This is a genomic window from Nocardiopsis sp. CNS-639 (assembly GCF_000381685.1).
GTDB classification, from domain to species: domain Bacteria; phylum Actinomycetota; class Actinomycetes; order Streptosporangiales; family Streptosporangiaceae; genus Nocardiopsis; species Nocardiopsis dassonvillei.
The window spans coordinates 223,678-246,448 of sequence record NZ_KB906854.1; the positions used below are offsets into that span (position 1 = coordinate 223,678).

Sequence of the window (22,771 nt, forward strand, 5' to 3'; positions counted from 1 at the left end):
CGAGACGACGTGGTACCGAAACCGGGACCGGGTAGGTGCGGACGTGGTGGGGTTACCACCACGACGGATGGGGGGCTGGCGTTATCGCCGTGACGCGGGGCCCGTCCGTACCGTTGCCGAGACGGCGGGACACAGGGGGTTCGGCGATGTTCAGGAGACGGGGGACACCCGTGGGGCGGTGGCGCTGATGCTGGTGCCGATCCTCATCGCCGTGGCCGGGGCGTTCACCCTGGCGCTGGGTTCCGCCCTCCAGGAGCGCGACGCCGTCCGCGCCCCCGGCGGCCGGGTGGCGAAGGCGGGGTTCCTGCTGCACCTGCTGCGGCAGCCCCGCTGGATGATCGGCAGCTTGGCCGCCGTCCTCGGCGCGGGACTGCACCTGCTGGCCCTCAGCGGCGCACCGCTGACCATCATCCAGCCGATCGGCGTGACCGGCCTGCTGTTCGCCATCGTGCTGTCGGCCCTGTTCAACCGCCGCCGGGTCAGTCCCTCCCAGATCATCGCCGGAATCGCCGTCATGGTGGGCCTCACCGGGGTGATCTCCCTGTTCCCGCACACCGCCGACAGCCCCGTCATGAGCACCGGCACGGCGCTGGCGCTCACCGGGGTCGTCCTCGGCGCGGGAGCCGTCGTCCACTTCACGGCGCACCGGATGAACAACGGGGCCCGGGCCCTCCTGCTCGCCCTGGCGGGCGGGGCGGCCATGGGCACCACGTCCGGCCTGGCCCGCGTCCTGGCCGCCAACGCCGTCGGGGACTGGACCAGCCTGATCAGCTGGCTGACCCCGCTCGCGGTGGCCGCGGCGGTCTTCGGCGCCCTCCTGATGCAGAACGCCTACCGCACCGGGCACTTCACCGCCGCCTACGCGACCCTCCTGATCACCGACCCCGTGGTCGGCGTGGCCATCGGCGCCCTCCTCCTGGGCGAGGGCGCGCCGCGGACCCTTCCCGCCCAGATCGGCGCGCTGGTCTTCGCCTGCCTCGCCGTCGCCGGGACCATCGCCCTCGCCCAGGCGCGCCACCGCAACCCCGAGGTCGTCGCCGCCGACACCGAACGCTGAGGAGAGAACCACCATGGCCGAACGCCCGCTGCGCGCCCTGATCGCCAGCGACACCTATCCCCCCGACGTCAACGGGGCCGGATACTTCACCCACCGCCTGGCCGAGGGGCTGGCCGGGCGGGGGCACCGGGTCCACGTGGTGTGCCCCTCCGAGCGGGGCGAACCCCACGTCACGGTCAACGGCGCGGTGACCGAGCACCGCCTGCGCTCGGCCCCCATCCCCTTCATGCGCGCCGCCGTCCCGCTGGGGATGGGCGGGCACATCGCCAGGGTCATCGAGCGCCTGGGCCCCGACGTCGTGCACGCGCAGAGCCACTTCCCGCTCAGCCGCTCGGCGATGCGCAGGGGCCGTGCCGCAGGCGTCCCCGTCGTGCTCACCAACCACTTCATGCCGGACAACTTGTACGCGCACGCCCGGATCCCCGCGCCGATGCAGGAACTCGCGGGCCTCCTGGCCTGGAGGGACATGGTCCGGGTGGCGGGGGAGGCAGACCACGTGACCACGCCGACCCCGCGGGCGGCCCGGCTCCTGCGGGAGAAGGGGTTCACGCGGGAGGTCGAGGCCATCTCGTGCGGGATCGACCTGGAGCGGTTCCGCCCCCACGAGGACCCCGCCGCGGCGCGGCGCCGGTTCGGTCTGCCCGACCGGGACACGATCGTGTTCGTGGGCAGGCTGGACGCGGAGAAGAGGATCGACGACACCATCCGGGCACTCGCGCGGATCGTTCCCGAACACGACGCCCAGTTGGCCCTGGCCGGGACCGGTCAGCGCGAGGAGGAGCTGCGCGCGCTGGCCGCGGAGCTGGGGGTGGCGGACCGGGTGTTCTTCCTGGGGTTCGTCCCGGACGAGGACCTGCCCCTGGTCTACGCGGCGGGGGACGCCTTCGCCATCGCGGGTGTGGCCGAGTTGCAGAGCATCGCCACCCTGGAGGCGATGTCCACCGGTCTGCCGGTGGTCGCCGCGGACGCGATGGCGCTGCCGCACCTGGTGGAGGAGGGGCGCAACGGGTTCCTCTTCCCGCCGGGCGACCCCGTGCGCCTGGCGGACCGGCTGCTCCTCGTGCTCGGCCCCCGTCGGCGCGCGCTGGGCGCGGCCAGCCGTGAGCTCGCGCGGCGGCACGACCACCACCGGTCCCTGGAGCGGTTCGAGGAGGTCTACACCCGTCTGCGGGGCACGGCTCCCGCGCGGGTGGAGAGGCTGGTCGCCGCCTGAGGTGTCCGAAAGAGCCGTTTGGTTGATGTTTCGATTCTTCTACCACTTTCCGTATTCTTTGCGTAGCGACCGGTGATGTTGTCCCCGTGCGGGATACACAAGATGTTGTGTGGTTCGAAGGGATCAGTGCACAGACCGGCCGGGGCAACCCCACCGAGGGCCTCACCGATCGGCTCGTCAGCGCCGAGCGGGAGGCGGGGTTCCACGAGCGCGACATGTCGGTGTTCGAACGCGAGCGCATCGACCTGGAGCACCGGGTGAACCGGATGGAGGCCGAGCTGGAGGCACTGCGCAAAAGAAGACTGGAAGCCTACGCCCGATGGTGGAACGCCCGCGACGACCGTGACCGGGCACTCCACGTCTGCCGCAGACTGCGCCGCCGGATCGACCGGACACGCGGCAGGGAGAAAGAGTGAACGACGACGAACGTGGTCCGACCCCGGGGGGTTCGGGCCACGCGTCGTTCCACGGCGGCCCCTCCCGGAGGGTTCGCACCGGGGCCGGAAGGGACCGTCGTGCCCCGCCGAAGGGAACCGGGCCCTCGGCGGGTCCGGCCTCGTGCCCGCGGAGCACGGACCGACGGGGGTCGGCGGGGCCGGCGCCAGCGGCCGGACACCCGTGGAGCGCGTGCTGACGCAGGACCCGGTCGCGACGGTACGGGGCGGTCCGGCACCGATGGTCAGGCCACCATGATCCCGGCGATCTCCCTGTTCACCTGCTGCGCGGCGTCCCTCAACGCCGCCAACGTCACCTGCACCGCCGGCCGCCTCGCCGCCACCGACCGCACCACCGCGTACACGTGCCGCTCGGGCGCGGACGCGGGCAGCTTCCGGTAGACGAGCCCCGCCGGGGCCCCCACCATCGCCAGGGCCGGAACCGCGGCGATCCCGATCCCGCGCGAGACCAGGCTCAGCACCGTTCCCAGCCCCTCGAACTCCCAGGTCGCGGAGGGCAGCCCGCCCACCTCGGACAGGAGCCGGTCCGTTCCGTAGCGCGAACGCTCGCTCTCGGGCGTCACGATCCACGACTCGTTCAGCAGTCCCTCCAGCACCACCGGCGTCGAGGGATCGGCCAGCGCGTGCCCCCGGGGCACCGCCAGCACCATCGGGTCGCGCATCAGGTTGATGTGCCGCAGGCCGCCCTCCGGCCCGTGCCCGGGGTGCTGTCCGGACCAGTCGTCGACCAGGGCGATGTCCACCTCCCGTGAGCGCACCTGCTGGGTCCCCGTCGCCAGCAGGGTCTGGCGCAGCAGCAGCTGCATCCCCTCGTGCCGGCGCAGCGGCGGCACCAACAGGGGCGCGAACGCCACGGCGGCGGTCGGGAACGCCGTGACGGTGACCACGCCCAGCGCCAGGTCGGACTGCTCGGCGAGCACCGACTCGGTCGCCTCCACCAGCGCCAGGATGTCCTCGGCCTGGGTCACCAGCAGCCGTCCGGCGTCCGTGAGCTCGGCGCCCCGCGCGGAGCGGTCCAGCAGCGCGACGCCCGTCTCCCGCTCCAGGGTGGCCAGTTGCTGGGACACGGCCGAGGGCGTGTAACCGAGGGCGGCGGCGGTGGCGGTGATGGTCCCCCGGACGCTGAACTCGCGGAGGACGTGCAGGCGACGCAGATCGAGCATAAGGAAAGCTTACGCTCAGCATCGAAAAGACGCGCTTGTACTGATGCCCGAACCTGGGCAGTGTGTGGGGTGACGGGCCGTCTTCCCAGGTGGAGCGGCAGTCCACGCATCACCCGCATTCACGACAAACCGGAGATGAGTCCTCGATGACCGTCACTGTGTCCGCGACCCTCGCCGTCAACGAAGCGCTCGCCGAGAAGCGCCGCCAGGGAGTCCGCGTGCTCCCCCTGGGCTTCGGCGAGGCCGGACTCCCGGTCCACCCCGTCATGCGCGACCGGCTCACCGCGGGGAACGGCGCCAACGCCTACGGGCCCGTCGCCGGGTCCGCGGCCCTGCGCGAGGCCGCCGCCGGGTACTGGGAGCGCCGCGGGCTGCCCACCGACCCCGGGCTGGTCATCGCCGGGCCCGGCAGCAAGCCGCTCCTGTACAGCCTCCTGCTGGAGATCGGCGGCGACACCGCGATCGCCGCGCCCAGCTGGGTCAGCTACGCCGCGCAGAGCCGCCTGGTGGGGCAGCGGCCCGTCATGGTCCCCACCGCCACCGGTGAGGGGGGCGTACCCCAGCCGGACCTGCTGCACGCCGCCGTCACCGCCGCCCGCGAGCAGGGGCGCACGGTCAACGCCGTCATCGTCACCGTTCCCGACAACCCGACCGGCACCGTGGCCGGCGCCGACACCGTCCGGCGCCTGTGCGAGGTGGCCCGCGAACTCGACCTGATCGTCATCTCCGACGAGATCTACCGCGACCTCCTCCACCCCGCGGCCCCCGGCGAGGAGCCCGCCGAGGTGCACAGCCCCGCCGAGTACGCGCCCGAGCGCACCGTCATCTCCACCGGGCTGAGCAAGAACCTGGCCCTGGGCGGCTGGCGCATCGGCGTCGTACGCCTGCCCGACTCCGAGATCGGCCACCGCCTGCGCGGCGGGCTGCTCGGGGTGGCCAGCGAGATCTGGTCGAGCCCGGCCGCCCCCGTCCAGGAGGCCGCGGCGCACGCCTTCACCGAACCCGCCGAACTCCTCGACCACGTCGACCGCAGCCGCCGTCTGCACGGCATCGTCGCCGGAGCGGTCACCGGGGCCTTCGTCCGCGCGGGCGCGACCGTGGCCGCACCCCGGGCGGCCTTCTACCTCTACCCCGACTTCGAGCCGGTCCGGGAACGGTTGGCCGCCCTCCACGGTGTGGCCACCGGCCCGGACCTGACCGGGCTGCTGCTGGACCGCTTCGGGATGGGCGTGCTCCCCGCCGCGGAGTTCGGGGAGGGCACGGAGGCCCTGCGCATGCGGGTCGCCACCAGCCTGCTCTACGGCGACACCGAGGAACGCCGCTACGCCGCCCTCGCCGCCACGGACCCGCTGGCGCTGCCCTGGATCCGCGCGCACCTGGACCGCCTCGACGAGGTCCTGGGCACGCTGCTCCCCACGGGCGCCGACGCCGGGGCCGTCCTGCCCCGGTCCGCCGAACCACAGGCGGTCAGCTGACCGCTCCCCGCGTCCGCCCCGTTGTAAGGGGGCGGGGCGGACGCACCGTCATCCGGCCTCCCCCGGCCGCTCCTTCCGGGGGAGGCCGGATCCCTGTCCGGCTCCGTGCGGCGGGATGGCGCGGTCCCTCCGCGGCACACCGCCCCCGCTCCGGCGGCACGTTCGCGCCCCGGCGCCGAGGGTCCGGTACGGTCACCGCGTGGGCGCCGCCGCCCCGGCGCTCACCTCGGACCCGACGGTGCGCCTTCCACCCCCGCCTCGCGTGCGGCCAGTTCCGCGCTGGAGGCGATCACCGCCCGATAGTGGTCGAGCAGCTGCTCACCGACCGCCTCCCACGTACGGTGCTCCACCGAGGGCCGTGCGCCCCGCGCCATCCGCTCCCGCACCTGGCGGTTGTGGGCCAGCCGTCCCACCGCCACCCGCAGTTCGCGCACCGAGTCCGGGGCGTACAGCAGTCCGTTGTGTTCGGGCACCACCAGGTCCAGCGGCCCGCCCGAGGCGGGGGCCACCACCGGCACCCCCGAGGCCAGCGCCTCCTGGACGGCCTGGCAGAACGTCTCGTCCGCCCCGGTGTGCACGAACACGTCCATGGACGCGTACAGGCGCGACAGGTCGCCGCCGGTGCGCTGCCCGGTGAACACCGCGTCGGGCAGGCGCCTGCGCAGGCGCGCACGCTCGGGGCCGTCCCCCACCACGACCAGCCTGATCCCGCGCAGGCGGGACACGTGTTCGAGCATCTCCACCCGCTTGTCCCTGGCCAGCCGCCCCACGTAGCCCACGATCGTCTCCCCGTTGGGAGCGAGCCCGCGCCGCAGTTCCTCGTCGCGGTGCGCGGGGGAGAAGCGCTGGGCGTCGACCCCGCGGCGCCACAGGTCCAGGCGGGGGAACCCCCGCGCGGACAGCGCCTCCATGGTGGCCGAGGAGGGCGCCAGCGTGCGGTCCACCGCGGCGTGCGTGCGCCGCAGCAGCGACCACAGGGCGTCCCCGCCGGGCAGGCGGTAGCGCCCGGCGAAGCCGGGGAGGTCGGTCTGGAACACCGCCACGGTCGGCAGCGCCCACCGCCGCGCGGTCTCCACGGCCGCCGCCCCGAGCAGGGCGGGCGAGGCCAGGTGCAGCACGTCGGGGGCGAAGGCGCGGATCGCCGCGGTCATCACGCGCCGCGCGGGCAGCCCCACGGAGAAGTCGCGGTAGAACGGCAGGGGCACGGAGGGGAGCCGGACCACCGGGAAACCCGCGTAGGAGGAGGGGCCGGGCCCGGGGGCCAGCACCAGGGCCTCGTGGCCGCGCGCGGCCAGCAGGTCGGCGACCCGGCACACGGAGTTGGTCACCCCGTTGACCTGGGGGAGGAAGGACTCCGTCACGATCGCCACCCTCAGCGGACTCCGGGCGTCGGCCGGGAGCACGCGGTCGAGCGCGGGCGTGTGGGCGGCCGGAGTCCGGTGACCGGCATCGGGAACGCGAGCGGACGCGTGGTCGGCCGCCGTTCGGGGAGCGGCCGAAGGCACGGAGGGTACACGTGTGGCCGGGGACGGGTGAGCGGCCGGGGACATGCGCGTGGCCGGAGACGTACGGTCGGTCGGGGACATGCGGGTGGCTCCCAACGCCGGGGGACGGCTGCCTACGCCGGGGACGGCTGTCTCCGACGCTAGGCTCGTGGGATGAACCTCGGTTTGGGTGCGGGGGAACCCCGCCCGAAGACCAGGCGTGGGCAGTCCGAGCGGTCGGTGACCGTGCCCGTGTGCCCGTGTGTCCACCGGGTGACCCCCCGGTGGATATGATTGCTGAATGTAGCCAATATATTGCTCTAAGGAGTCATGCGGTGACCCTCGTGGAATGGGCCGAAGCAGTCCGAAGCGAACTGGGCCTGACCGGCACCGAACCGCTCCGCAAGGAGGACGTCGACCGGGTGCTCGACCTCGCCCGGGACGCCGCCCACTCCGTGGCCCGGCCCGCCGCGCCCCTCACCACCTACCTCCTGGGCGTGGCGGTGGGTCAGGGCGCGGACCCCGACGAGGCCGCGGCGGCCCTCAGCAGGCTCGCCCTGGCCCAGGCCGACGAGGAGGACCGCGCCTAGGACCCCGTCGCGGTCCATGCCGGTCGGGGCCGCCCCGTCCGTGCTGACGGGCTTTCTCGTCCGCCCCGGCCGCGTCCGTCCGGGCCGTCCCGGCCGCGTTCGCGGGGAACACGGCGCCCGGAGCCCGCCGAGGTCGTACCGGCCCGTACCGGTCGCGCCGGAACGCCGTTCCGCTCCGGGCCGTGTCGCGTGCGGGCCGCACCGGTCACCGGTGCCGTCGGGTGCGCCGCCGTCCGGGCGGAGCCCCGGCTCCAGTCCCCGACCAGCGCGGAGGCCTCCGGAGGACACCGCCCCACCCGCGCGGTACGCGGAAATGGAACCGGAAGTTCCCGAAGAAACAGGCATGTGGAACACATGTGATGTGTTCGTTACGCGTCGATGCGATTCTTTGCCGATATCGCGGGCCTCCACCAGTGCCGAAGCGATCGCGAGGGCGTCGGATCCCCCGTACTTCGGTACCGGCGGCCTTCGTCCCCACACACTCACCGATAGGGAGATCCCCTGTGGACCAACTGCTCGAAATGGCGAGCCTCGCCAGCAGCATCATCTGGGGGCCCTTCGTCCTCATTCCGCTGCTGTTCGGTGTCGGCCTGTTCCTCACCGTCCGCCTCCGGTTGCTCCAGCTCTTCCGCCTGCCGCACGCGCTGTGGCTCGCCATCGTCCGGCGCAAGGAGGATGACTCCGTCGAGGGCGACATCTCCCACTACCAGGCGCTGAGCACGGCCCTGGCCGCCACCGTCGGCGTCGGCAACATCGCCGGCGCCGCGCTCGCCATCGGCGTCGGCGGCCCCGGCGCGCTGTTCTGGATGTGGGTCGTCGGCTTCCTCGGTATGGCCACCAAGTACAGCGAGGCCCTCCTTGGCGTGAAGTTCCGCCGCACCGACGCCAAGGGCGAACAGAGCGGCGGCCCGATGTACTACCTCAAGTACGGGATCCCCGGCGGCCTGGGAACCACCCTGGGCGTGGCCTTCGCGGTCTTCGGCGCCATCGCCGCCTTCGGCATCGGCAACGGCACCCAGGCCAACGCCGTCTCGCAGCAGATCACCAGCATCACGCCGCTGGAGCCGTGGATGGTGGGCCTGGCGCTCGTGGTGCTGGCGGGCGCCGTCATCCTCGGCGGCATCAAGAGCATCGGCCGCGTCGCCTCCGGCCTCGTGCCGATCATGATCGTCGGCTACGTGGGCATCTGCCTGGTCATCCTGGCCGTCAACTGGGCCGCGATCCTCCCCGCGCTCCAGCTCGTGGTGACCGACGCCTTCACCGGCACCGCGGCCACGGGCGGCTTCGCCGGTGCGAGCGTCATGCTCGCCATCCAGCTGGGCTTCGCCCGCGGCATCTTCTCCAACGAGTCGGGCCTGGGCACCGGGGCCATCGCCGCCGCCGCGGCCAAGACCAAGCAGCCGGTCCGCCAGGCCATGGTCTCGATGACCCAGACCTTCATCGACACCATCATCGTGGTCACCATGACCTGCCTGGTCATCATCACCACCGGCGTCTGGGACGACGGCGAGGCGGACGGCTCCCTGATGACCAGCAACGCGGTCTCCGAGGGCCTGGGGGCGATCAGCCCCGCGCTCGCCCCGGCCGGCGCCGTCATCGTGGCCGTCGCGGTGGCCGTGTTCGCCTTCACCACCCTGCTCGGGTGGTCCTACTACGGCGAGCGCTGCATGGTGTTCCTGGGCGGACGCCGCCTGGTCCTGCCCTACCGCCTGGTGTTCATCGCCGTCATCTACGTGGGCTCGGTCGCCAGCCTGGACTCGGTCTGGCTGTTCAGCGACATCGCCAACGGCCTGATGGCCCTGCCCAACCTCATCGGGCTCCTGCTGCTGTCCCCGGTCATCGTGGCTGAGACGCGCAAGTTCTTCGCCCACCCCGACTGGAGGGACCCGGACAAGGTCATGGAGGACGTGACCAAGGTCTGACCCGGTAGGGGCCGCGCCTCCAGCAGAGGGCGGAACGAGGAGGGGGGACCGGCGCGGAGCCGGTCCCCCCCTCGGCGTTCCCTCCTCCGGACGCCGCTGCTACCACCAGGCGTGGAAGTGAACCGGGGGAGTGGCCTACCAGGGGCCTTCGGTTCGTTGAACCGGTGAGCTGGGCTTTCGCCTGCTCGCCGGTTCTCGCTGTTTCTCGGCTCTGCCCGCCCCCGTGTGCGCCGGATGTGCGCCCTCTCGGGGCCCTCGCTCGGACCCTGCCGACAGAAGGTTGGATTCCACTGCCCCCGATCTGCTGACCTCGACCGATACCCCCAGAAGCCGCGTCACCTGCGATGACAGGTCTCGCGGCTTCTCGCTGTTCCTCGGTGCTCCCCAACCTTCGAGCAAGCACAGAGCAAACACGGGCAGCACCACCAAGCATGGAGATACCTCGGGGAGGCGACCCACGTCAGATCTTCGTTTGGATAAAGCTTCAAACGAGTTCCTGCACACCACATAATCACAAGAACAATTTAGTTACAATCATACCGGCCAAAGCGGCAAGAATTGCTACCCAGAAATTGTTAGCACTGGAAGGAATGAAATCTCTTTTCACCTTGTAGCCCATGCTATGGAAAAGATCGCGATTTATTTTTTCTGGCCATACCCTCAGCCCTCCCGACATGAAACGCAAAGCAAAAACCAGCACTCCCGCAAGCATTAAAAAGGGTGTAACAAGGAATATTGCGCGCCGAGTTAAATCTTCGGGAAACGTCACAGGAGGCGTCACATCTCCCTCTCCAAAAAAGAAGCCCCTCCTGACCTCTTGGTCGACAATAAGACCAACAAAGAGATCCAGAGATAAAACAGCAAAAGCGAAGGTGAAGTAGCCCGCAAGGAGCGTGACACCCCATCCCGCAGACAGAAACTTCGAGACAACGGCCCCCTTGAGCTTATTCTTCAACTCCAATATTTCAGAGTCAACCGCTTGACTCCTGTCTATCACCTCCCAGGACCTATTGGAAAAATCCACAGAGAGCAGCCCGCCATCTGGATACCTACAGACCACCAGAAAGCTCTTGGAACGCACGGCCTCCTCCAGCTGAGATTCTGAATCAGAGAGCCACTCGCTGCGCCCCAGGAGAAAATCCGTTTCTTTTACATGCTCCCCAGTTGACCAATCGAACGGGGGCTTCTTGTAGGAGATCCAGGCGTCCTCCGTATTATTGATGAAATCACGAATTGCATCAACCGTCTCTTTCTTTGAAGTGAGCGCAGAAGAAAAACTTCCCCTGAGAGGCATTTTCTTTTTCCGCGTCATTGAAGCATCCTTTTTTCAATTCACCAAAGGAGGAAAGCGATCCAACACTAGGATGCCACAGGAAGAGAGCCTAAGTGAACGGTTTCAACAAGATCGCAGGCCCGCCCGCCTCCCCGGCCAGAAGATAGAAAACCCTCTGGTTTGTCATCGCACCTTTTGAAGCCTCATGCTCCTAGGTGCCTTCCTGCACCTCTCACCTCTAGTTTCCCGCCTCCCCCTCTTCTCTGCCTTCTGCGCTTCCCTGAGGTCCCACCTTCCGTGTGCTGCCTGGCTCCCTGGTGACTGACCTGGCCTGGTTGTCTGGAGCCTGACGCCTGCTGGCCTGTGTCCCCTGGACTGCTTGCTGCCCTTGGTTCGCTCACCCCGTGACGAACGCCGTGCCCGATCTCCTTGGGTACGGCGGGGCGCGCGAGGACGCGCCGCGCGGGACGCAGGCGAGCGCGGACGCGGCGCGCCTACCGCCGGACACCCGTCAGGGTGTCCAGCAACCGCGCTTGCGCACTCTTGGTTGCTCGGTACATCAACACGCTCGCACTCGCCCTTTCGAGGAGAACGACCGCCTTCACCCCGCGCCCTCGTCTCCCTCGAACACCACCCTCGCCGCCGGCCCCCGCACCTCGTTGAGCGCTTCGCTCTCCGCACATCCGGCCGGGCCTGCCTCATCCGCTTCGCGCTTCGACCCGTCTGGGTCGAACCAGCAAAGGAACCAGGCCCACCCCCTGCCCCCTCTTCCTCCACCACGCTCCCGCCCCGCCCCTCTTCCCGTCACCCTTCGTCCACGCGCAGCGCAACCGCGCCACCCAGGGGCCACAAGGTGGAGCGCCCCACTGTCCGAACGACCTTGTGGCCCCTGGGTGGTGTGGTAGGTCCTTGACTGGACGACGGGTGAAAGGGGAGAGGGGCGCACCACCACAGCAGACCTGCACCGTGCGCAGCTACCCCCGCTTCCTGGAGCCCGGAGTCCCCGCCGGAGGCAATGTTCTCGCCGTGGCGACCGCGGGGCCGCAGCCGCCAGCAACGCGCCCGGCCACCCGTCCTCCTGACCGCGTCCCCCACCCGAGCACCCAGCTCAGCCGAAGGCTGCCCCGCACCGCAGGTGCGGGCTTGAAGACGTAAGGAAACTTCTCATCACCCGGCTCCGGGCATGAAGAAACCCGGCTCACCTTGCGGTGGCCGGGCTCTTGTCATGCTGTCTAGTTGGCAGGCCACTCGTAGTGGAGTTCCCACTGGTAAGTGGGCATGACGTGAACACAGATCTCTACCGCCCGGTCGTTCTCGTCCCACGCCGTGTGAAGGATCTCGAACACCTGCTGCTCAGGGTCGGACTTGAGGAAGTCCGCTTCGTCCGGAGTGACGGTACGAATCCTGATGGCTTCGGTGAAGCGGGCAGGACCATGCCCCTTCTCGGCCAGCCGTGAGTACGTACCACCCGGGCCAGTGTCCTCTTCGAGGATCGCTGTGCCCTCCGCGAGATCCCACGGGATGTAAGAAGTCGCCACCTGCACGGGTGTTTCGTCTGCGAGCATGTGCCGCTTACGGATGGCAACCGGTGCGCCTTCCTCAAGCCCGAGCGCCCGAGCCGCGTGCTCGGGGGCTTCAACGCGGCCGTGCTGGACCAAGGACGTCGTGGTCTCGTGGCCACGCTCACGAAGCTCGCTGTCGAAGGCGCCACGGGCCCCATCCGCCTCTCGGCTGGATGTGGTGTAGCGCTTGTTGGCGAACCGGGGGATGGGCGGGACCTCACGTACGTATGCTCCGACGTTGTCCACGACGCGAACCAGCCCTTCTCGGCGAAGCACCGCGATTGCGTTGCCTACAGTGCGCTGGGTGATGCCGAACTCTTCGGCAAGCTTTGGTTGGCTCGGCAGCTTCGACCCGGGTCGGTACTCCCCGCTCCCGATGGCTGCGCGGATGTGGTCTGCGACCTGCTGGTATCGGTGACGCGGTGTCTCCAAGCTCATACCTAGCTCCTTCCCCCTAGCTCGGAGGACCACCCTACAGGGCGGGCAAAGTGTCCGTTTTCAAGACAGGTGCTTCTTACCTTCGAGTTAGCTTTCGCCATGTCGGCTTGCCTCCTAGTAACTAGGGCTGTACTGTCAAGCTTGTTCCTAGCAACTAGGAACTAGCCACTAGCTACAAGGATGGCGCTATGCGAAACATTCCCGTGGACACGTCCCAGATGGTCTTCATCGCGGCCGGTTCCCCGCGCCCCAAGGTCAAGGACCGCCAGACCGGCGAGATCAAGTACAACGCCGACGGCTCCCCCGTGTGGCAGCTCAAGGTGCTCGCGCAGGTGGAGGACAACGACGCCGAGACGCTGCTGGTCAGCTTCCCGGCCACCCAGGCCATCACCGCCCGTCTGGGCACCCCACTGGCCGTGCAGGGCCTGACGGCGATCCCGTGGGAGACCAATGGCCGCCACGGTGTGGCGTTCTCGGCCTCCTCGATCGCGCCCCTGGACCTGCGCAGGGCCGCCGAGTAATGCCCGCTTGCTCGGTGTGTGCGGGCACCGGGGAGGTCCGGCACATGCCCGGTTACCACCTCACCCTGTGCCCGACCTGCCACGGCAAGGGCGAGACCTCCTAAGAGGAAGGACCACCGATGGACTCCAAGGACGTGTGGGAGCGCTTGAAGCCGAACGAGCGCACCCCTGAAGAACTCCGAGACCTGCTGGCGTACCTGTCCGGCTACGCGCCGGACGCTGTGAACTCCGCGATGAAGACGATGTGGGGGGAGGACTAGATGTTCCCCGAGATCCTGTGGGCGGTGCCTCCGGCCGCCGCCGCGGTGCCGCTCTCGGCCGCCGCCTGGCACCACTGGTCACCTACCACCTGGTCCTATGGCCCCGGCCTGGTCGGCTCCGCGCTGCGGGTCCACTTGACCTGGGAGCACGTGGCGCAGGGATGCGGCCTGTCGCACACCCGCCGCAAGACCAAGGTCAAGGGCGGTATCCAGCGGGTGAGCGTGGAGAAGAAGCCGCGCCTGTACCGGTTCCGCCCCACCCCGTTCGGGTTCCGGGTCCGGGCCCGGCTGCACGACGGGCAGACCCCCGACGACTACGCCCAGGCCCTGACCCGGCTCGCGCACGCCTGGCGGGTGGACTCGGTCCGGCTGCGCACCTCCGGCCCCGGATGGGTGGAGCTGGCCGCCTCCCGACGCGACCCGCTGGGCACGGTGACCAACGCCGGACCGCTCGCTGCGGATTGGGAGTTGCTCAAGGTTCGCATGGGCACGCTGGAGACCGGTGACCCGTGGATCATCGACTTCCGCGCGGTGCCGCACTGGCTGATCATGGGCGCCACCCAGTCGGGCAAGTACACCGACATCAACGCCCTGGTGTACCAACTCGCACCGCAGCCGGTGGCGCTGGCCGGGCTGGACCTCAAGGGCGGGGTGGAACTGACTCCCTACGCCCGGCGTATGTCCAAGCTGGCCACGACCCGCACTGAGTGCGCGGGGCTGCTCGATGACCTGATGACCATGCTCACCGACCGCATGACGCTGTGCCGTGAGGCGGGGGTGCGCAACATCTGGCAGCTCCCCGCACAGGTGAGGCCCACGCCGGTGGTGACCGTGGTCGATGAGGTCGCGGAACTCTACCTGATGACGGACAAGTCCGAGAAGGACGAGATCGCGCGCACCTCGACTCTGCTGCTGCGCAACGCCCAGCTCGGCCGCGCCTTCGGTCTGTACCTGGTCGTGGCCGGACAGCGGGTCGGCTCCGACCTGGGTCCGGGTGTGACGGCGCTGCGTTCGCAGATCACCGGGCGGATCTGCCACCGGGTCAACGACGGGGAGACCGCGAAGATGGCGCTCGGTGATCTGGCCCCGGACTCGCTGTCGGCCGCGCTGAAGATCCCCGCCGAGATGCCCGGGGTCGCCGTGACCGTGGGAGCGGACGGGCGCTGGTACCGGGGCCGGTCGGACCTGACCACGGAACAGATGGCTGAAGAGGCCTCCGCCGAGTTCGCCCACATGGCCCCGGCCTGGGACGTGCTCGTCGCGGGTGAGGGTCACGCCGCCGAGAACACCACCGCTTCGACCGACGGCATCGACTGGGGCCGCCTCGAAGAGGAGCTGACCTGAACATGGGCCTCTCCTACTGGTGCTCGCGGTGCTGCAACCCCGCGTACACCAAGACCGCCAGCACTAACGAGTGGGTGTGTGAGGACCACTACCGCGAGATCGAGAGGGGGTGGTGAGCAGTGAAGCGTCTGGCGTCGCTGTCGGCGGACTGGGCTCCGATCCTGGTCCTGGCCGGAATCGCAGCCGCGGGCTCCTTCACCCACATCCGCGACCTGGCCGAGAAGTCCGGACAGCACGGGTGGATGGCCTGGGCCGTGGCGGTCTCCATCGACCTGACCTGCGTCATGGCCGCCCGGGAACGCCAGCGTGACGCTGCCCGGGGCGTCAAGGACGGGGTGACCTGGCCGACCGTGGTCCTGGTCGGCGCGGTGGTGCTGACCTTGGCCGCGAACCTGGCCACGGCCCAACCCACGGTGTGGGGCTGGATCATGGCCGCCGTTCCGGCCGCCGCGTTCCTGGTCGCGGTCTCGATGTTGGAACGCCGCGCCGCTCACGGGGCCCAGCAGCAGGACGAACCGGAGTCCGTGTCCGCTGAATCGGCCGCCTCCTCCGAGCGTGAGGAGTTCCGGGTCACCGAGGTGCACTGGCAGCACACCGAAACCGCCCCGGCTCCTGCGCCTGAACCCCCGCCGACCCCGGTGGCCCCGGCTCCGCAACCGGCCCCGGCCGCGGTCGAACAGGGGCATCCGCTGGCCTCCTACGCCGCCCAACTGGCGCAGGACTACCGCGTCACCCACGGCCGGGAGATCACCGTGACCGCGCTGCGCTCCCGTCTGGGGGTCTCCGAAACGGTGGCCGCGACCCTGCGAGACCAGATCACGACCTGAAAGGCCAACGCCATGAAGACCAAGACCGTGATGTGCCTGGCCTGCTCCGGCACCAAGCGTGTGCTCGTTCAGAAGATCGGGCTCCTGATTCGCAGGTACAGCACCTGCCCCACCTGCAAGGGAACCGGGAAGGTGACGCTGTGACCGACAGCCACCTGTGCTCGAACTGCTACGGCCACGGCATCACCAGCGAGGGCCACACCTGCACCGGGTGCTCGGGCCTGGGTCACACCTCGACCTGACCTGGTGGGCGGCCTGCTTCCACACACCCGCCGACCCGCCACCTGCTTCACCTGACCAACCAACCCAACACGCGAGACCGAACGAAGGAGATCACCGTGAACTGCTGGGAGAAGCCGACCAAGGGCGACACCGACAAGCTGACCGTGGGGAGGCCGACCCGATGAGGCGCACCGAGACCTGCCGCCACTGCGGTTCGTCGGTCAGCTACAGCGGTCCGCTCGGCACCGTTCCTGAGCGCTGCTACAGCTGCCCGAACCGGTCCTAGATCGCACAAGTCCGGGGTGCGGCGCTGCTTCCACACACCCGCCGCACCCCGGTTCACCTACCCAACGAACCCAACACGCGAATGCAAGGAACGAAAGGGGCTCGATCAGCCTATGACATCTCACGCCTTCCCCGCCGTGTTCGCCGCGATGACGGCCGCGCACCACGTGGGTGACTACCTGCTCCAGAACGACCACCAGGCCCAGCACAAGATGGAGTCCTGGACCGCGAACCAGGCGCACGTGGCCAGCTACCACCTGGCCCAGCTCGCCGCCATCGGCCTCACTTCCCGCGCCTTGGGGCTGCGGCTCTCCCCGGCCCGGCTCGCCGCGGGAGTCGCGGTGTCCTGGGTGACGCACTCGGTGATCGACCGCCGTTGGCCGGTGCGCTGGTGGATGACCCGTACCGGCTCCAGGGGCTTCTACGAGGCCGGGGGCGCTCCGCACGTGGACCAGGCCATGCACCACGCGGCCCTGTTCGCCTCCGCGCTCATCGCCACCAGCGGACCCCAGGACGCCCGGTGACGTGCCCGCGCTGCCAGAGCAGCAACGTCAAGGACCACAGCCGCGGTGAATACCTTGGCTCCTCGTGCGGGGACTGCTCGAACACCTGGGTACCGGCGCAGTCCACCAATGCCTTCCTGGACGAGCGCCGCACCCTGAAGAAGTGGGGGTGCCGCTCATGACCCGCGCACGCATGATCGGGGTCCGTCTGGACGGGGACGCCTGCGAGGTCGCGGCGTTCGCAGACCAGATCGCGGCCCTGCCCGGGGTGAGTATCACCCGGCGCTCGGGCCCCTACCCGAACCGGTCCAACCCCCGCGTGCGGCTCTACCTCGACATCACACCCGCACGCCTGTAACCCCTTCTCCTGGCCCCGGCGACGGCCCTGCTTCCACAACACCAGCCGCGCCGGGGCCTCACCTATCCACGAAAGGCCTCTTCGCCATGCCCGAACCCGAACACGTCGGCGGACTCCTGGGCCCCGCCCTGGCCCGCATCACCGCCCTGGACGAGAACCACCTCGACCGGTGGATCACCCGCGCCCGTGCCCTGCGCGGCTGCGCCTGCCCCGTGCGCCTGACCGGTGAGACCACCCGTGTGGACGCCTCCACCGGGGAACTGCTCTCGCGCTACTCGACCAGCAACGAACCAGCCAACGAACTGCTGGTGCGGTGCAAGAACCGGCGGGCCTCGCGCTGCCCCTCCTGCTCGGAGGAGTACCGGGCCGACACCTACCACCTGGTCAAGGCCGGAATCGTCGGTGGGGACAAGGGCGTGCCGACCTCGGTCGGCGTGCACCCCCGGGCCTTCGTCACCCTGACCGCTCCCTCCTTCGGCGCGGTCCACCGCGGCCCCGGCAAGGACGGCCGTACCCGGGTGTGCCACCCCCGCCGTACCGGCGCGACCTGCTTCAAGCACCACCGCGCTGACGACCCCCGCATCGGCCAACCCCTGGACCCGACCCGCTACGACTACATCGGTCACGTGCTCTGGCACGCCCACACCGGGGAGCTGTGGCGGCGCTTCACCCTGTACCTGCGCAACCACCTCGCCTCGGCTGCCGGGCTCTCGCGTACGGCCTTCGCCAAGCGGGTGCGCATCTCCTACGCCAAGGTCGCCGAGTTCCAGTCCCGGGGCGCGGTGCACTTTCACGCCGTGATCCGGCTGGACGGCTACACCAAAGACCCCACCGGCTGGCCGCCGCCTCCGGTGTGGGCCAGCATGGACATGCTCACCGCGGCCGTGGACTCGGCCGCCCGCACGGTCTCGCTCACCTCCCCCGAGATCAACGGCCGCACCTGGACCCTGGCGTGGGGTGAGCAGGTGGACGTGCGCCCCATCGAGGACTTCGGCCCCGACCAGGCGCTGACGGACACGGCCGTGGCCGGGTACATCGCCAAGTACGCCACCAAGGCCGCTGAGGACACCGGCACCCTGGACCGGCGTATCCACGACATCGACCACGTGGACATGACCCAGGTGCGCGCGCACGCGGGCAAGCTCATCTACACCTGCTGGCGTCTGGGCAACACCCGCCTGTACCCCCAGCTCGAAGACCTCAAGCTGCGCCAGTGGGCGCACATGCTCGGCTTCCGGGGCCACTTCTCCACCAAGTCGCGCCGCTACTCCACCACCCTGGGCAAGCTGCGTCAGGTGCGGGCCGACTACGCGGCCGGGCGCCCCTGGGATGCCGAGACCTTCACCTCGCTCGTGGTCCAGGACGAAGAGGGCTCCACGCTGACCCTGGGCAACTGGCACTACCTCGGGCAGGGCCTCACCCCGGGAGAGTGGGCGCTGGCGTCCTTGGTCGCAGGGATGGGCCGCTCCGCCGAAGACGCGGAGGTGGACCGGTGAAGACCCTTGAGCGGCTGTGGACCCTGGACGAAACCGCGGCTTACCTCGGCGTCCCGGCCAAGACCCTCTACCAGTGGCGGTACCTGCGCACCGGCCCCCCGTCCCACCGGGTCGGCCGCCACGTCCGCTACGAACCGACCGAGGTCCGCGCCTGGGTCCTGGAACAGGACTGAGGCGCACCGATGTCTGTAGTCGACACCTGGCACAAGACAGTCAAGCTCCCGGACGGCTCGCTTCGACGCGAGAAGTCCGCCGCCTACGGCCGAGGCAAGCGCTGGGCCGCCCGCTACCGCGACAGCAACGGACAGCAGAAGTCCCCGAAGTTCAGGACCAAGCCCGAAGCCGAACGCCATCTGAAGAGGGTGGAAGGGGAGCTTCTACGAGGGACCTATGTGGACCCTGCGGCGGGCAAGGTCACCTTCCGCCAGTTCGCCGAACAATGGCGGAAGGACGCCTTGCACCGGCCGCTGACAGCCTCCCGGATCATCGGAGAACTGGAGAACCACGTCTATCCCGAGTTCGGCAACCGTGCCTTGTCCAGCGTCCTCCCCTCCCACGTGCAGCGCTGGGTGACGCGTCTCGGCAAGTCCCTGGCACCGGCCAGTGTGGAGAGCATCTATGCCACTCTCCGTCAGGTCTTCGAGGCCGCCGTGCGTGATGACCTCCTCGCGAAGACGCCCTGCCGGGGAATCCGGCTCCCCGAGAAACGAAAGGTGACTGAGCCCGTCATGCCGATGGAGACCCTGCGTGAGGTCGTGGAAGGCGTTCCCGAACGGTTCAAGGCCGTCGTGCTCCTGGCCGCTGGCAGCGGCCTCCGGCAAGGGGAACTCTTCGGGCTGGAGCTTCACCACCTGGACGTCGAGCGCCTGGTGCTGCGCGTGGAACAGCAACTGGTCACCCCGGTGGACAACGTCGCCTACCTAGCGCAGCCGAAGAGCCCGGCCAGCTACCGGGACATCCCGCTGACGCGGGAAACCGCGGACATGATGCTCGTCCATCTCGACTCCTTCCCGGCCGGGCCGGTAGAGATCGAGGATCGGACCGACCCCCACAAGCCGCGGCGGCGGACAGCACACCTGCTCTTCGCACTGCCGAATGGTGGCCCCGTCCGCCGCTGGGAGTGGAACAGGGTCCTCACCCCGGCGATGGCCAAAGCGGGAATGCCGAAGCGCTCCGGGTTGCACTCGGTACGGCGCTTCTACGCCTCCCTGCTGATCCGCTACGGCGAGTCGGTCAAGACCGTGCAGACGCGCATGGGCCACAGTTCGGCCGCCATCACGCTGGACGTCTACGCCGGGCTGTGGCCTGACAGTGAGGACCGGACCCGCGAAGCGGTCGCCAGCGGGCTCGGGGATCTCCACAGTGTGCGCCCTGTGTGCGCCGACGACTCCGACTGATCACGGCACCGCAGGTCAACGGGTCCGGTGACGCCGCTGCTACCACCAGGCGTGGAAGTGGTGCACCGGGCCCTGCCCGCCGCCCGCGTCGATCTCGTCGGCGCGCCGGATGGCCTCGGTCAGGTAGTCCTTGGCGTCGCCCACCGCGGCGGCCACGTCCGGCCGCTGCGGCAGCAGGGCCGCGATCGAGGAGGACAGCGTGCACCCGGTGCCGTGCGTGTTGCGGGTGGCCACCCTCGGGGCGCGGAACTCGACCGGGTCGGCGTCCCGGGCGACCAGGACGTCGACGCTCTCCCCGCCGGGCAGGTGGCCGCCCTTGAGCAGGGCCCGGCGCGGGCCGAGCTCCAGCAGCCGCCAGGCCTGGGCGCGCATCGACGCCAGGTCGGTCGCCTCGGGCTCCTCCAGCAGGTCCGCGGCCTCGGGCAGGTTCGGGGTGACCAGGTCCGCCCGGGGCAGGAGCTTGGTGCGCAGCGCGTCGACGGCCGAGGCCTCCAGCAGCCGGTCCCCGCTCTTGGCGACCATCACCGGGTCCACCACCACGTTCGGCAGCGAGTGGCGGTCGATCGCCTCGGCCACGGCCTCGGTGACCTCCGAGGTGCCCAGCATGCCCACCTTGACCGCGTGCACGACGGCGTCGGCGAAGAGGGTGTCCATCTGGTGGGCGACGAAGTGCGCCGGGATCGGGTGGACCCCGGTGACGCCGAGCGTGGACTGGGCGGTCAGCGCGGCGATCACCGTCATCCCGAAGGTCCCGTGCGCGGAGAAGGCCTTGAGGTCGGCCTGGACGCCCGCGCCCCCGCTGGGGTCGCTGCCGGCGATGGACACGATGTTGTACGCGCTCATGGCGTTCCTTCGCTAGTGCTAACTAGGGCAGGTTCGACGGGTGTGCTCTCAGCCGGGAACGTGTCCCGGCACCCCGCGCCTGGCGGGGCCGCGTCGGCGGCCCCGGCCGTTATGTGGTTGTCGGTGCGTTCCGGGCAGGATACCCACACAAGCGCGAAGGGGTCCGCCCGGGGATGCGGGCGGACCCCTGGAGGGGTTTCACGGGGGGCGGAGCCCCGGGGGAAGGCGCCTCAGGCGGAGGTGCCCTCGGTCCGGCGGGCCTTGGTCCGCTTGTAGACGCGGGCCAGGATGAACCACAGCACCAGCAGGCCGATGATCACGACCACGATGTTGCTGATCACGCCGCTCCACTGGGCGAGGATGGGCTCGATGGCCGGGCCGAAGACGTAGCCGAGGCCGATCCAGATCGTGTTCCACACCGCGGAGCCGATGACCGTGTACAGCGAGAACTTGAACAGGGGCATCCGCTCGATCCCGGCGGGCACCGAGATGAAGCTGCGGACCAGGGGCACGCACCGGCCCAGCAGGACGGCGACGCCGCCGAAGCGGGCGAAGAAGCGCTCGGCCTTGTAGAAGTCCTCGATCTCCAGCAGCGGGGTCTTCTCGACCAGCCAGGCCGTGCGCTCGCGGCCCAGGAGCGCGCCGATCGCGTAGAAGCCCCACGCGCCGACCAGGCAGCCGATCGTCGCCCACAGGATGGCGAGCCACACGTTCATGTGCCCGGCGTAGGCGAGGAACCCGGCGCCGGGCAGGACCGCCTCACTGGGCATCGGCGGGAAGAAGGTCTCGATGAACAGCGCCACGCCGACACCGGGTTCGCCCAGGGTCGTCATCAGGCTCAGGACCCACCCGATGAACCCCTCGTACTCGTGGGCGACGTCGACGTCCGTCGTCGAGGCCGCGGTCATCAGCAGATTCGTTGTCATGCGGTTGTCGTTCCCGTTCTCAGACGTGGGTGGGGGTCTGGTGGAGTACGGCTTCCTCCATCCGGAGGCGCTTGCGGCGCTCCCAGACGATGGCCGCCGCCACGATCGCGAAGCCGACCGCCATCAGGCCGACTGTCACCGGGACGTCGGTGGGGGCCAGGAACGTGCGGTCCTCGTCCTGCCAGGGCCACAGGGCGCGCAGCGAACCGGCCATGAGGCCGGTGAGGACTACCAGGGTCATGTGGTGGAAGTTCATCAGCAGGTGCTGGAGCAGCTTCACGAACAGCGACAGGCCCGTGAGCATGCCGAGCGCGAACACCGAGAGGTAGGCGATGTCCATGTCCCCGACCGCGCTGATCGTGGGTTCGTACAGACCCAGCGTGAGCAGGATGAAGGATCCGGACAGCCCTGGCAGCACCAGGGCGCAGACGGCCACCGCCGCGGCGAGGAAGACGACGACCGGGTGGGTGGGCAGGTTGGCGCCGGGCAGGCCGGTGAGGAAGAACGCGCCCGCAGCGAAGACCAGGGCGACGAGGTAGTGCCAGGCCCGCCACCTGTGGCCCGCGCCGGTGTAGGGAATCCACAGGCAGGCCAGGACCAGGCCGAAGAACAGCGCGTACGCGTACTGGGTGTACGACTCGACCAGCGGGGCGAGGACCACGGCCGCCATACCGAGGAAGGCCACCATGCCGACGAACGCGGGGACCAGCACGCTCCAGTCCACCTGGCGGAACTGCTCCTGGGCGCGCTCCCTCCCGCGTCCGCGCGGGACGTCGGTGACGTAGCGCTTGACACCGCTGACCATGTGGCCGGCGCCGCCGATGAGCTTGTCGTAGAGACCGACGATGAGGGCGACCGTGCCGCCGCTGATACCGGGAAGGGCCTCCGAGGCGCCCACGGCGCCGCCGCGCACCGCGTTGAAGATGTAGCTGCCTACTGAGTTGGGCATCTGGGTTCTTGGGAGCGCTTCGGGCGGGGCCCGGGGAAGCGCGCCGTCCTCCGTCCTAGTGGTGTCACCGCACGCGCACCGTGTGCACGGGTGGAGGGGTGGGTCAAAGGTGGTCCTCGCGGTCCACGGCCTCGACCGGAGGCGGGGTGGACCGGTCGGCCCCGGCCGGGAGTGTGCGAACCGGTCGGAGCGGGGGAGGGGAAACCGT

At 69.9% G+C, this 22,771-nt stretch carries 23 protein-coding genes and 1 riboswitch; of the genes, 16 read left to right on the forward strand and 7 right to left on the reverse strand.

The window, feature by feature from the left end; translation table 11 throughout:
* The first annotated feature begins 187 nt into the window (after positions 1 to 187).
* The 3 genes from G011_RS0100860 (at position 188) to G011_RS0100870 (ending at position 2,686) form a co-directional block, all read left to right on the forward strand.
* Entirely contained in the window at positions 188 to 1,057 is an 870-nt protein-coding gene (locus G011_RS0100860) for a DMT family transporter (RefSeq protein WP_174547016.1), read from the forward strand.
* Positions 1,058 to 1,070: 13 nt separating this feature from the next.
* The gene (locus G011_RS0100865; protein WP_019606798.1) at positions 1,071 to 2,270 is read left to right on the forward strand and encodes a glycosyltransferase; all 1,200 of its coding nucleotides are present in this window, start codon (positions 1,071 to 1,073) and stop codon (positions 2,268 to 2,270) included.
* 107 nt (positions 2,271 to 2,377) lie between these two features.
* Positions 2,378 to 2,686, forward strand: coding sequence for a hypothetical protein (locus tag G011_RS0100870; RefSeq protein ID WP_013151635.1), 309 nt, complete (start codon positions 2,378 to 2,380; stop codon positions 2,684 to 2,686).
* 263 nt (positions 2,687 to 2,949) lie between these two features.
* Here the strand turns inward: G011_RS0100870 and G011_RS0100875 are convergent, their stop codons facing one another.
* Positions 2,950 to 3,888, reverse strand: a complete 939-nt coding sequence (locus G011_RS0100875) for a LysR family transcriptional regulator (RefSeq protein ID WP_019606799.1) — start codon at positions 3,886 to 3,888, stop codon at positions 2,950 to 2,952.
* A 146-nt stretch (positions 3,889 to 4,034) separates the two neighbouring features.
* On the opposite strand from G011_RS0100875, the gene G011_RS0100880 reads away from it, so the two are divergent.
* Positions 4,035 to 5,363: a pyridoxal phosphate-dependent aminotransferase gene (locus tag G011_RS0100880; protein WP_019606800.1), complete on the forward strand. Its 1,329-nt coding sequence runs from the start codon at positions 4,035 to 4,037 to the stop codon at positions 5,361 to 5,363.
* Positions 5,364 to 5,584: 221 nt separating this feature from the next.
* Here the strand turns inward: G011_RS0100880 and G011_RS0100885 are convergent, their stop codons facing one another.
* Positions 5,585 to 6,724 carry a glycosyltransferase family 1 protein gene (locus G011_RS0100885; RefSeq protein WP_231391355.1) on the reverse strand — a complete coding sequence of 380 codons (1,140 nt, stop codon included), beginning with the start codon at positions 6,722 to 6,724 and terminating at the stop codon, positions 5,585 to 5,587.
* A gap of 458 nt (positions 6,725 to 7,182) precedes the next feature.
* Here G011_RS0100885 and G011_RS0100890 point away from each other — a divergent pair, with 458 nt between their 5' ends.
* Both G011_RS0100890 and G011_RS0100895 read left to right on the forward strand, forming a co-directional pair.
* Positions 7,183 to 7,437, forward strand: a complete 255-nt coding sequence (locus G011_RS0100890; protein WP_013151639.1) for a DUF6457 domain-containing protein — start codon at positions 7,183 to 7,185, stop codon at positions 7,435 to 7,437.
* 503 nt (positions 7,438 to 7,940) lie between these two features.
* Complete coding sequence (locus tag G011_RS0100895) at positions 7,941 to 9,359, forward strand: sodium:alanine symporter family protein (protein ID WP_019606802.1); 1,419 nt, start codon at positions 7,941 to 7,943, stop codon at positions 9,357 to 9,359.
* Positions 9,360 to 9,870: 511 nt separating this feature from the next.
* Here the strand turns inward: G011_RS0100895 and G011_RS31555 are convergent.
* Positions 9,871 to 10,671 (reverse strand): hypothetical protein, encoded by an 801-nt coding sequence (locus tag G011_RS31555; RefSeq protein WP_155979695.1) that lies wholly within the window; start codon positions 10,669 to 10,671, stop codon positions 9,871 to 9,873.
* Positions 10,672 to 11,864: 1,193 nt separating this feature from the next.
* Positions 11,865 to 12,632: a GntR family transcriptional regulator gene (locus G011_RS0100900; RefSeq protein ID WP_019606803.1), complete on the reverse strand. Its 768-nt coding sequence runs from the start codon at positions 12,630 to 12,632 to the stop codon at positions 11,865 to 11,867.
* Positions 12,633 to 12,820: 188 nt separating this feature from the next.
* Between G011_RS0100900 and G011_RS0100905 the strand changes: the two genes are divergently transcribed.
* From G011_RS0100905 to xerC, 10 genes are all read left to right on the forward strand, one after another.
* Complete coding sequence (locus G011_RS0100905; RefSeq protein WP_026337893.1) at positions 12,821 to 13,153, forward strand: hypothetical protein; 333 nt, start codon at positions 12,821 to 12,823, stop codon at positions 13,151 to 13,153.
* Positions 13,154 to 13,272: 119 nt separating this feature from the next.
* Positions 13,273 to 13,413 (forward strand): hypothetical protein, encoded by a 141-nt coding sequence (locus G011_RS31560; protein ID WP_019606805.1) that lies wholly within the window; start codon positions 13,273 to 13,275, stop codon positions 13,411 to 13,413.
* The gene (locus G011_RS0100915) at positions 13,414 to 14,757 is read left to right on the forward strand and encodes an FtsK/SpoIIIE domain-containing protein (RefSeq protein WP_019606806.1); all 1,344 of its coding nucleotides are present in this window, start codon (positions 13,414 to 13,416) and stop codon (positions 14,755 to 14,757) included.
* Positions 14,758 to 14,876: 119 nt separating this feature from the next.
* Positions 14,877 to 15,584, forward strand: coding sequence for a DUF2637 domain-containing protein (locus G011_RS0100925; protein WP_019606808.1), 708 nt, complete (start codon positions 14,877 to 14,879; stop codon positions 15,582 to 15,584).
* Positions 15,585 to 15,596: 12 nt separating this feature from the next.
* The gene (locus G011_RS0100930; protein WP_019606809.1) at positions 15,597 to 15,728 is read left to right on the forward strand and encodes a hypothetical protein; all 132 of its coding nucleotides are present in this window, start codon (positions 15,597 to 15,599) and stop codon (positions 15,726 to 15,728) included.
* 476 nt (positions 15,729 to 16,204) lie between these two features.
* Positions 16,205 to 16,615 (forward strand): DUF3307 domain-containing protein, encoded by a 411-nt coding sequence (locus G011_RS0100945; protein WP_019606812.1) that lies wholly within the window; start codon positions 16,205 to 16,207, stop codon positions 16,613 to 16,615.
* Between the two features lie 157 nt (positions 16,616 to 16,772).
* Entirely contained in the window at positions 16,773 to 16,952 is a 180-nt protein-coding gene (locus tag G011_RS0100950; RefSeq protein ID WP_019606813.1) for a hypothetical protein, read from the forward strand.
* A gap of 86 nt (positions 16,953 to 17,038) precedes the next feature.
* Positions 17,039 to 18,448 (forward strand): replication initiator, encoded by a 1,410-nt coding sequence (locus G011_RS0100955; RefSeq protein WP_019606814.1) that lies wholly within the window; start codon positions 17,039 to 17,041, stop codon positions 18,446 to 18,448.
* Complete coding sequence (locus tag G011_RS0100960; protein ID WP_019606815.1) at positions 18,445 to 18,621, forward strand: AlpA family transcriptional regulator; 177 nt, start codon at positions 18,445 to 18,447, stop codon at positions 18,619 to 18,621. Before G011_RS0100955 ends, G011_RS0100960 begins: the two co-directional genes overlap by 4 nt.
* Positions 18,622 to 18,630: 9 nt before the next feature.
* A complete protein-coding gene (gene xerC, locus G011_RS0100965; protein ID WP_019606816.1) occupies positions 18,631 to 19,845 on the forward strand; it encodes a tyrosine recombinase XerC in 1,215 nt (404 codons plus the stop codon).
* A gap of 39 nt (positions 19,846 to 19,884) precedes the next feature.
* Here xerC and thiD read toward each other — a convergent pair whose 3' ends face one another.
* The 3 genes from thiD to G011_RS0100980 form a co-directional block, all read right to left on the reverse strand.
* The gene (thiD, locus tag G011_RS0100970) at positions 19,885 to 20,688 is read right to left on the reverse strand and encodes a bifunctional hydroxymethylpyrimidine kinase/phosphomethylpyrimidine kinase (protein WP_019606817.1); all 804 of its coding nucleotides are present in this window, start codon (positions 20,686 to 20,688) and stop codon (positions 19,885 to 19,887) included.
* Positions 20,676 to 20,774: riboswitch (TPP riboswitch) on the reverse strand. (Overlaps the previous gene by 13 nt.)
* A 144-nt stretch (positions 20,775 to 20,918) precedes the next feature.
* Positions 20,919 to 21,614, reverse strand: coding sequence for a DedA family protein (locus G011_RS0100975; RefSeq protein ID WP_026337895.1), 696 nt, complete (start codon positions 21,612 to 21,614; stop codon positions 20,919 to 20,921).
* Positions 21,615 to 21,633: 19 nt separating this feature from the next.
* Positions 21,634 to 22,563 (reverse strand): DUF368 domain-containing protein, encoded by a 930-nt coding sequence (locus G011_RS0100980; protein ID WP_019606819.1) that lies wholly within the window; start codon positions 22,561 to 22,563, stop codon positions 21,634 to 21,636.
* Positions 22,564 to 22,771: the final 208 nt, after the last annotated feature.

Coding starts and splice junctions, on each gene's coding strand:
- G011_RS0100860 (WP_174547016.1), top strand. CDS start 188: ATGCTGGTGCCGATCCTCATCGCCGTGGCCGGGGCGTTCACCCTGGCG.
- G011_RS0100865 (WP_019606798.1), top strand. CDS start 1,071: ATGGCCGAACGCCCGCTGCGCGCCCTGATCGCCAGCGACACCTATCCC.
- G011_RS0100875 (WP_019606799.1), bottom strand. CDS start 3,888: ATGCTCGATCTGCGTCGCCTGCACGTCCTCCGCGAGTTCAGCGTCCGG.
- G011_RS0100880 (WP_019606800.1), top strand. CDS start 4,035: ATGACCGTCACTGTGTCCGCGACCCTCGCCGTCAACGAAGCGCTCGCC.
- G011_RS31555 (WP_155979695.1), bottom strand. CDS start 10,671: ATGACGCGGAAAAAGAAAATGCCTCTCAGGGGAAGTTTTTCTTCTGCG.
- G011_RS0100900 (WP_019606803.1), bottom strand. CDS start 12,632: ATGAGCTTGGAGACACCGCGTCACCGATACCAGCAGGTCGCAGACCAC.
- G011_RS0100905 (WP_026337893.1), top strand. CDS start 12,821: ATGCGAAACATTCCCGTGGACACGTCCCAGATGGTCTTCATCGCGGCC.
- G011_RS31560 (WP_019606805.1), top strand. CDS start 13,273: ATGGACTCCAAGGACGTGTGGGAGCGCTTGAAGCCGAACGAGCGCACC.
- G011_RS0100915 (WP_019606806.1), top strand. CDS start 13,414: ATGTTCCCCGAGATCCTGTGGGCGGTGCCTCCGGCCGCCGCCGCGGTG.
- G011_RS0100930 (WP_019606809.1), top strand. CDS start 15,597: ATGAAGACCAAGACCGTGATGTGCCTGGCCTGCTCCGGCACCAAGCGT.
- G011_RS0100945 (WP_019606812.1), top strand. CDS start 16,205: ATGACATCTCACGCCTTCCCCGCCGTGTTCGCCGCGATGACGGCCGCG.
- G011_RS0100950 (WP_019606813.1), top strand. CDS start 16,773: ATGACCCGCGCACGCATGATCGGGGTCCGTCTGGACGGGGACGCCTGC.
- G011_RS0100955 (WP_019606814.1), top strand. CDS start 17,039: ATGCCCGAACCCGAACACGTCGGCGGACTCCTGGGCCCCGCCCTGGCC.
- xerC (WP_019606816.1), top strand. CDS start 18,631: ATGTCTGTAGTCGACACCTGGCACAAGACAGTCAAGCTCCCGGACGGC.
- thiD (WP_019606817.1), bottom strand. CDS start 20,688: ATGAGCGCGTACAACATCGTGTCCATCGCCGGCAGCGACCCCAGCGGG.
- G011_RS0100975 (WP_026337895.1), bottom strand. CDS start 21,614: ATGACAACGAATCTGCTGATGACCGCGGCCTCGACGACGGACGTCGAC.
- G011_RS0100980 (WP_019606819.1), bottom strand. CDS start 22,563: ATGCCCAACTCAGTAGGCAGCTACATCTTCAACGCGGTGCGCGGCGGC.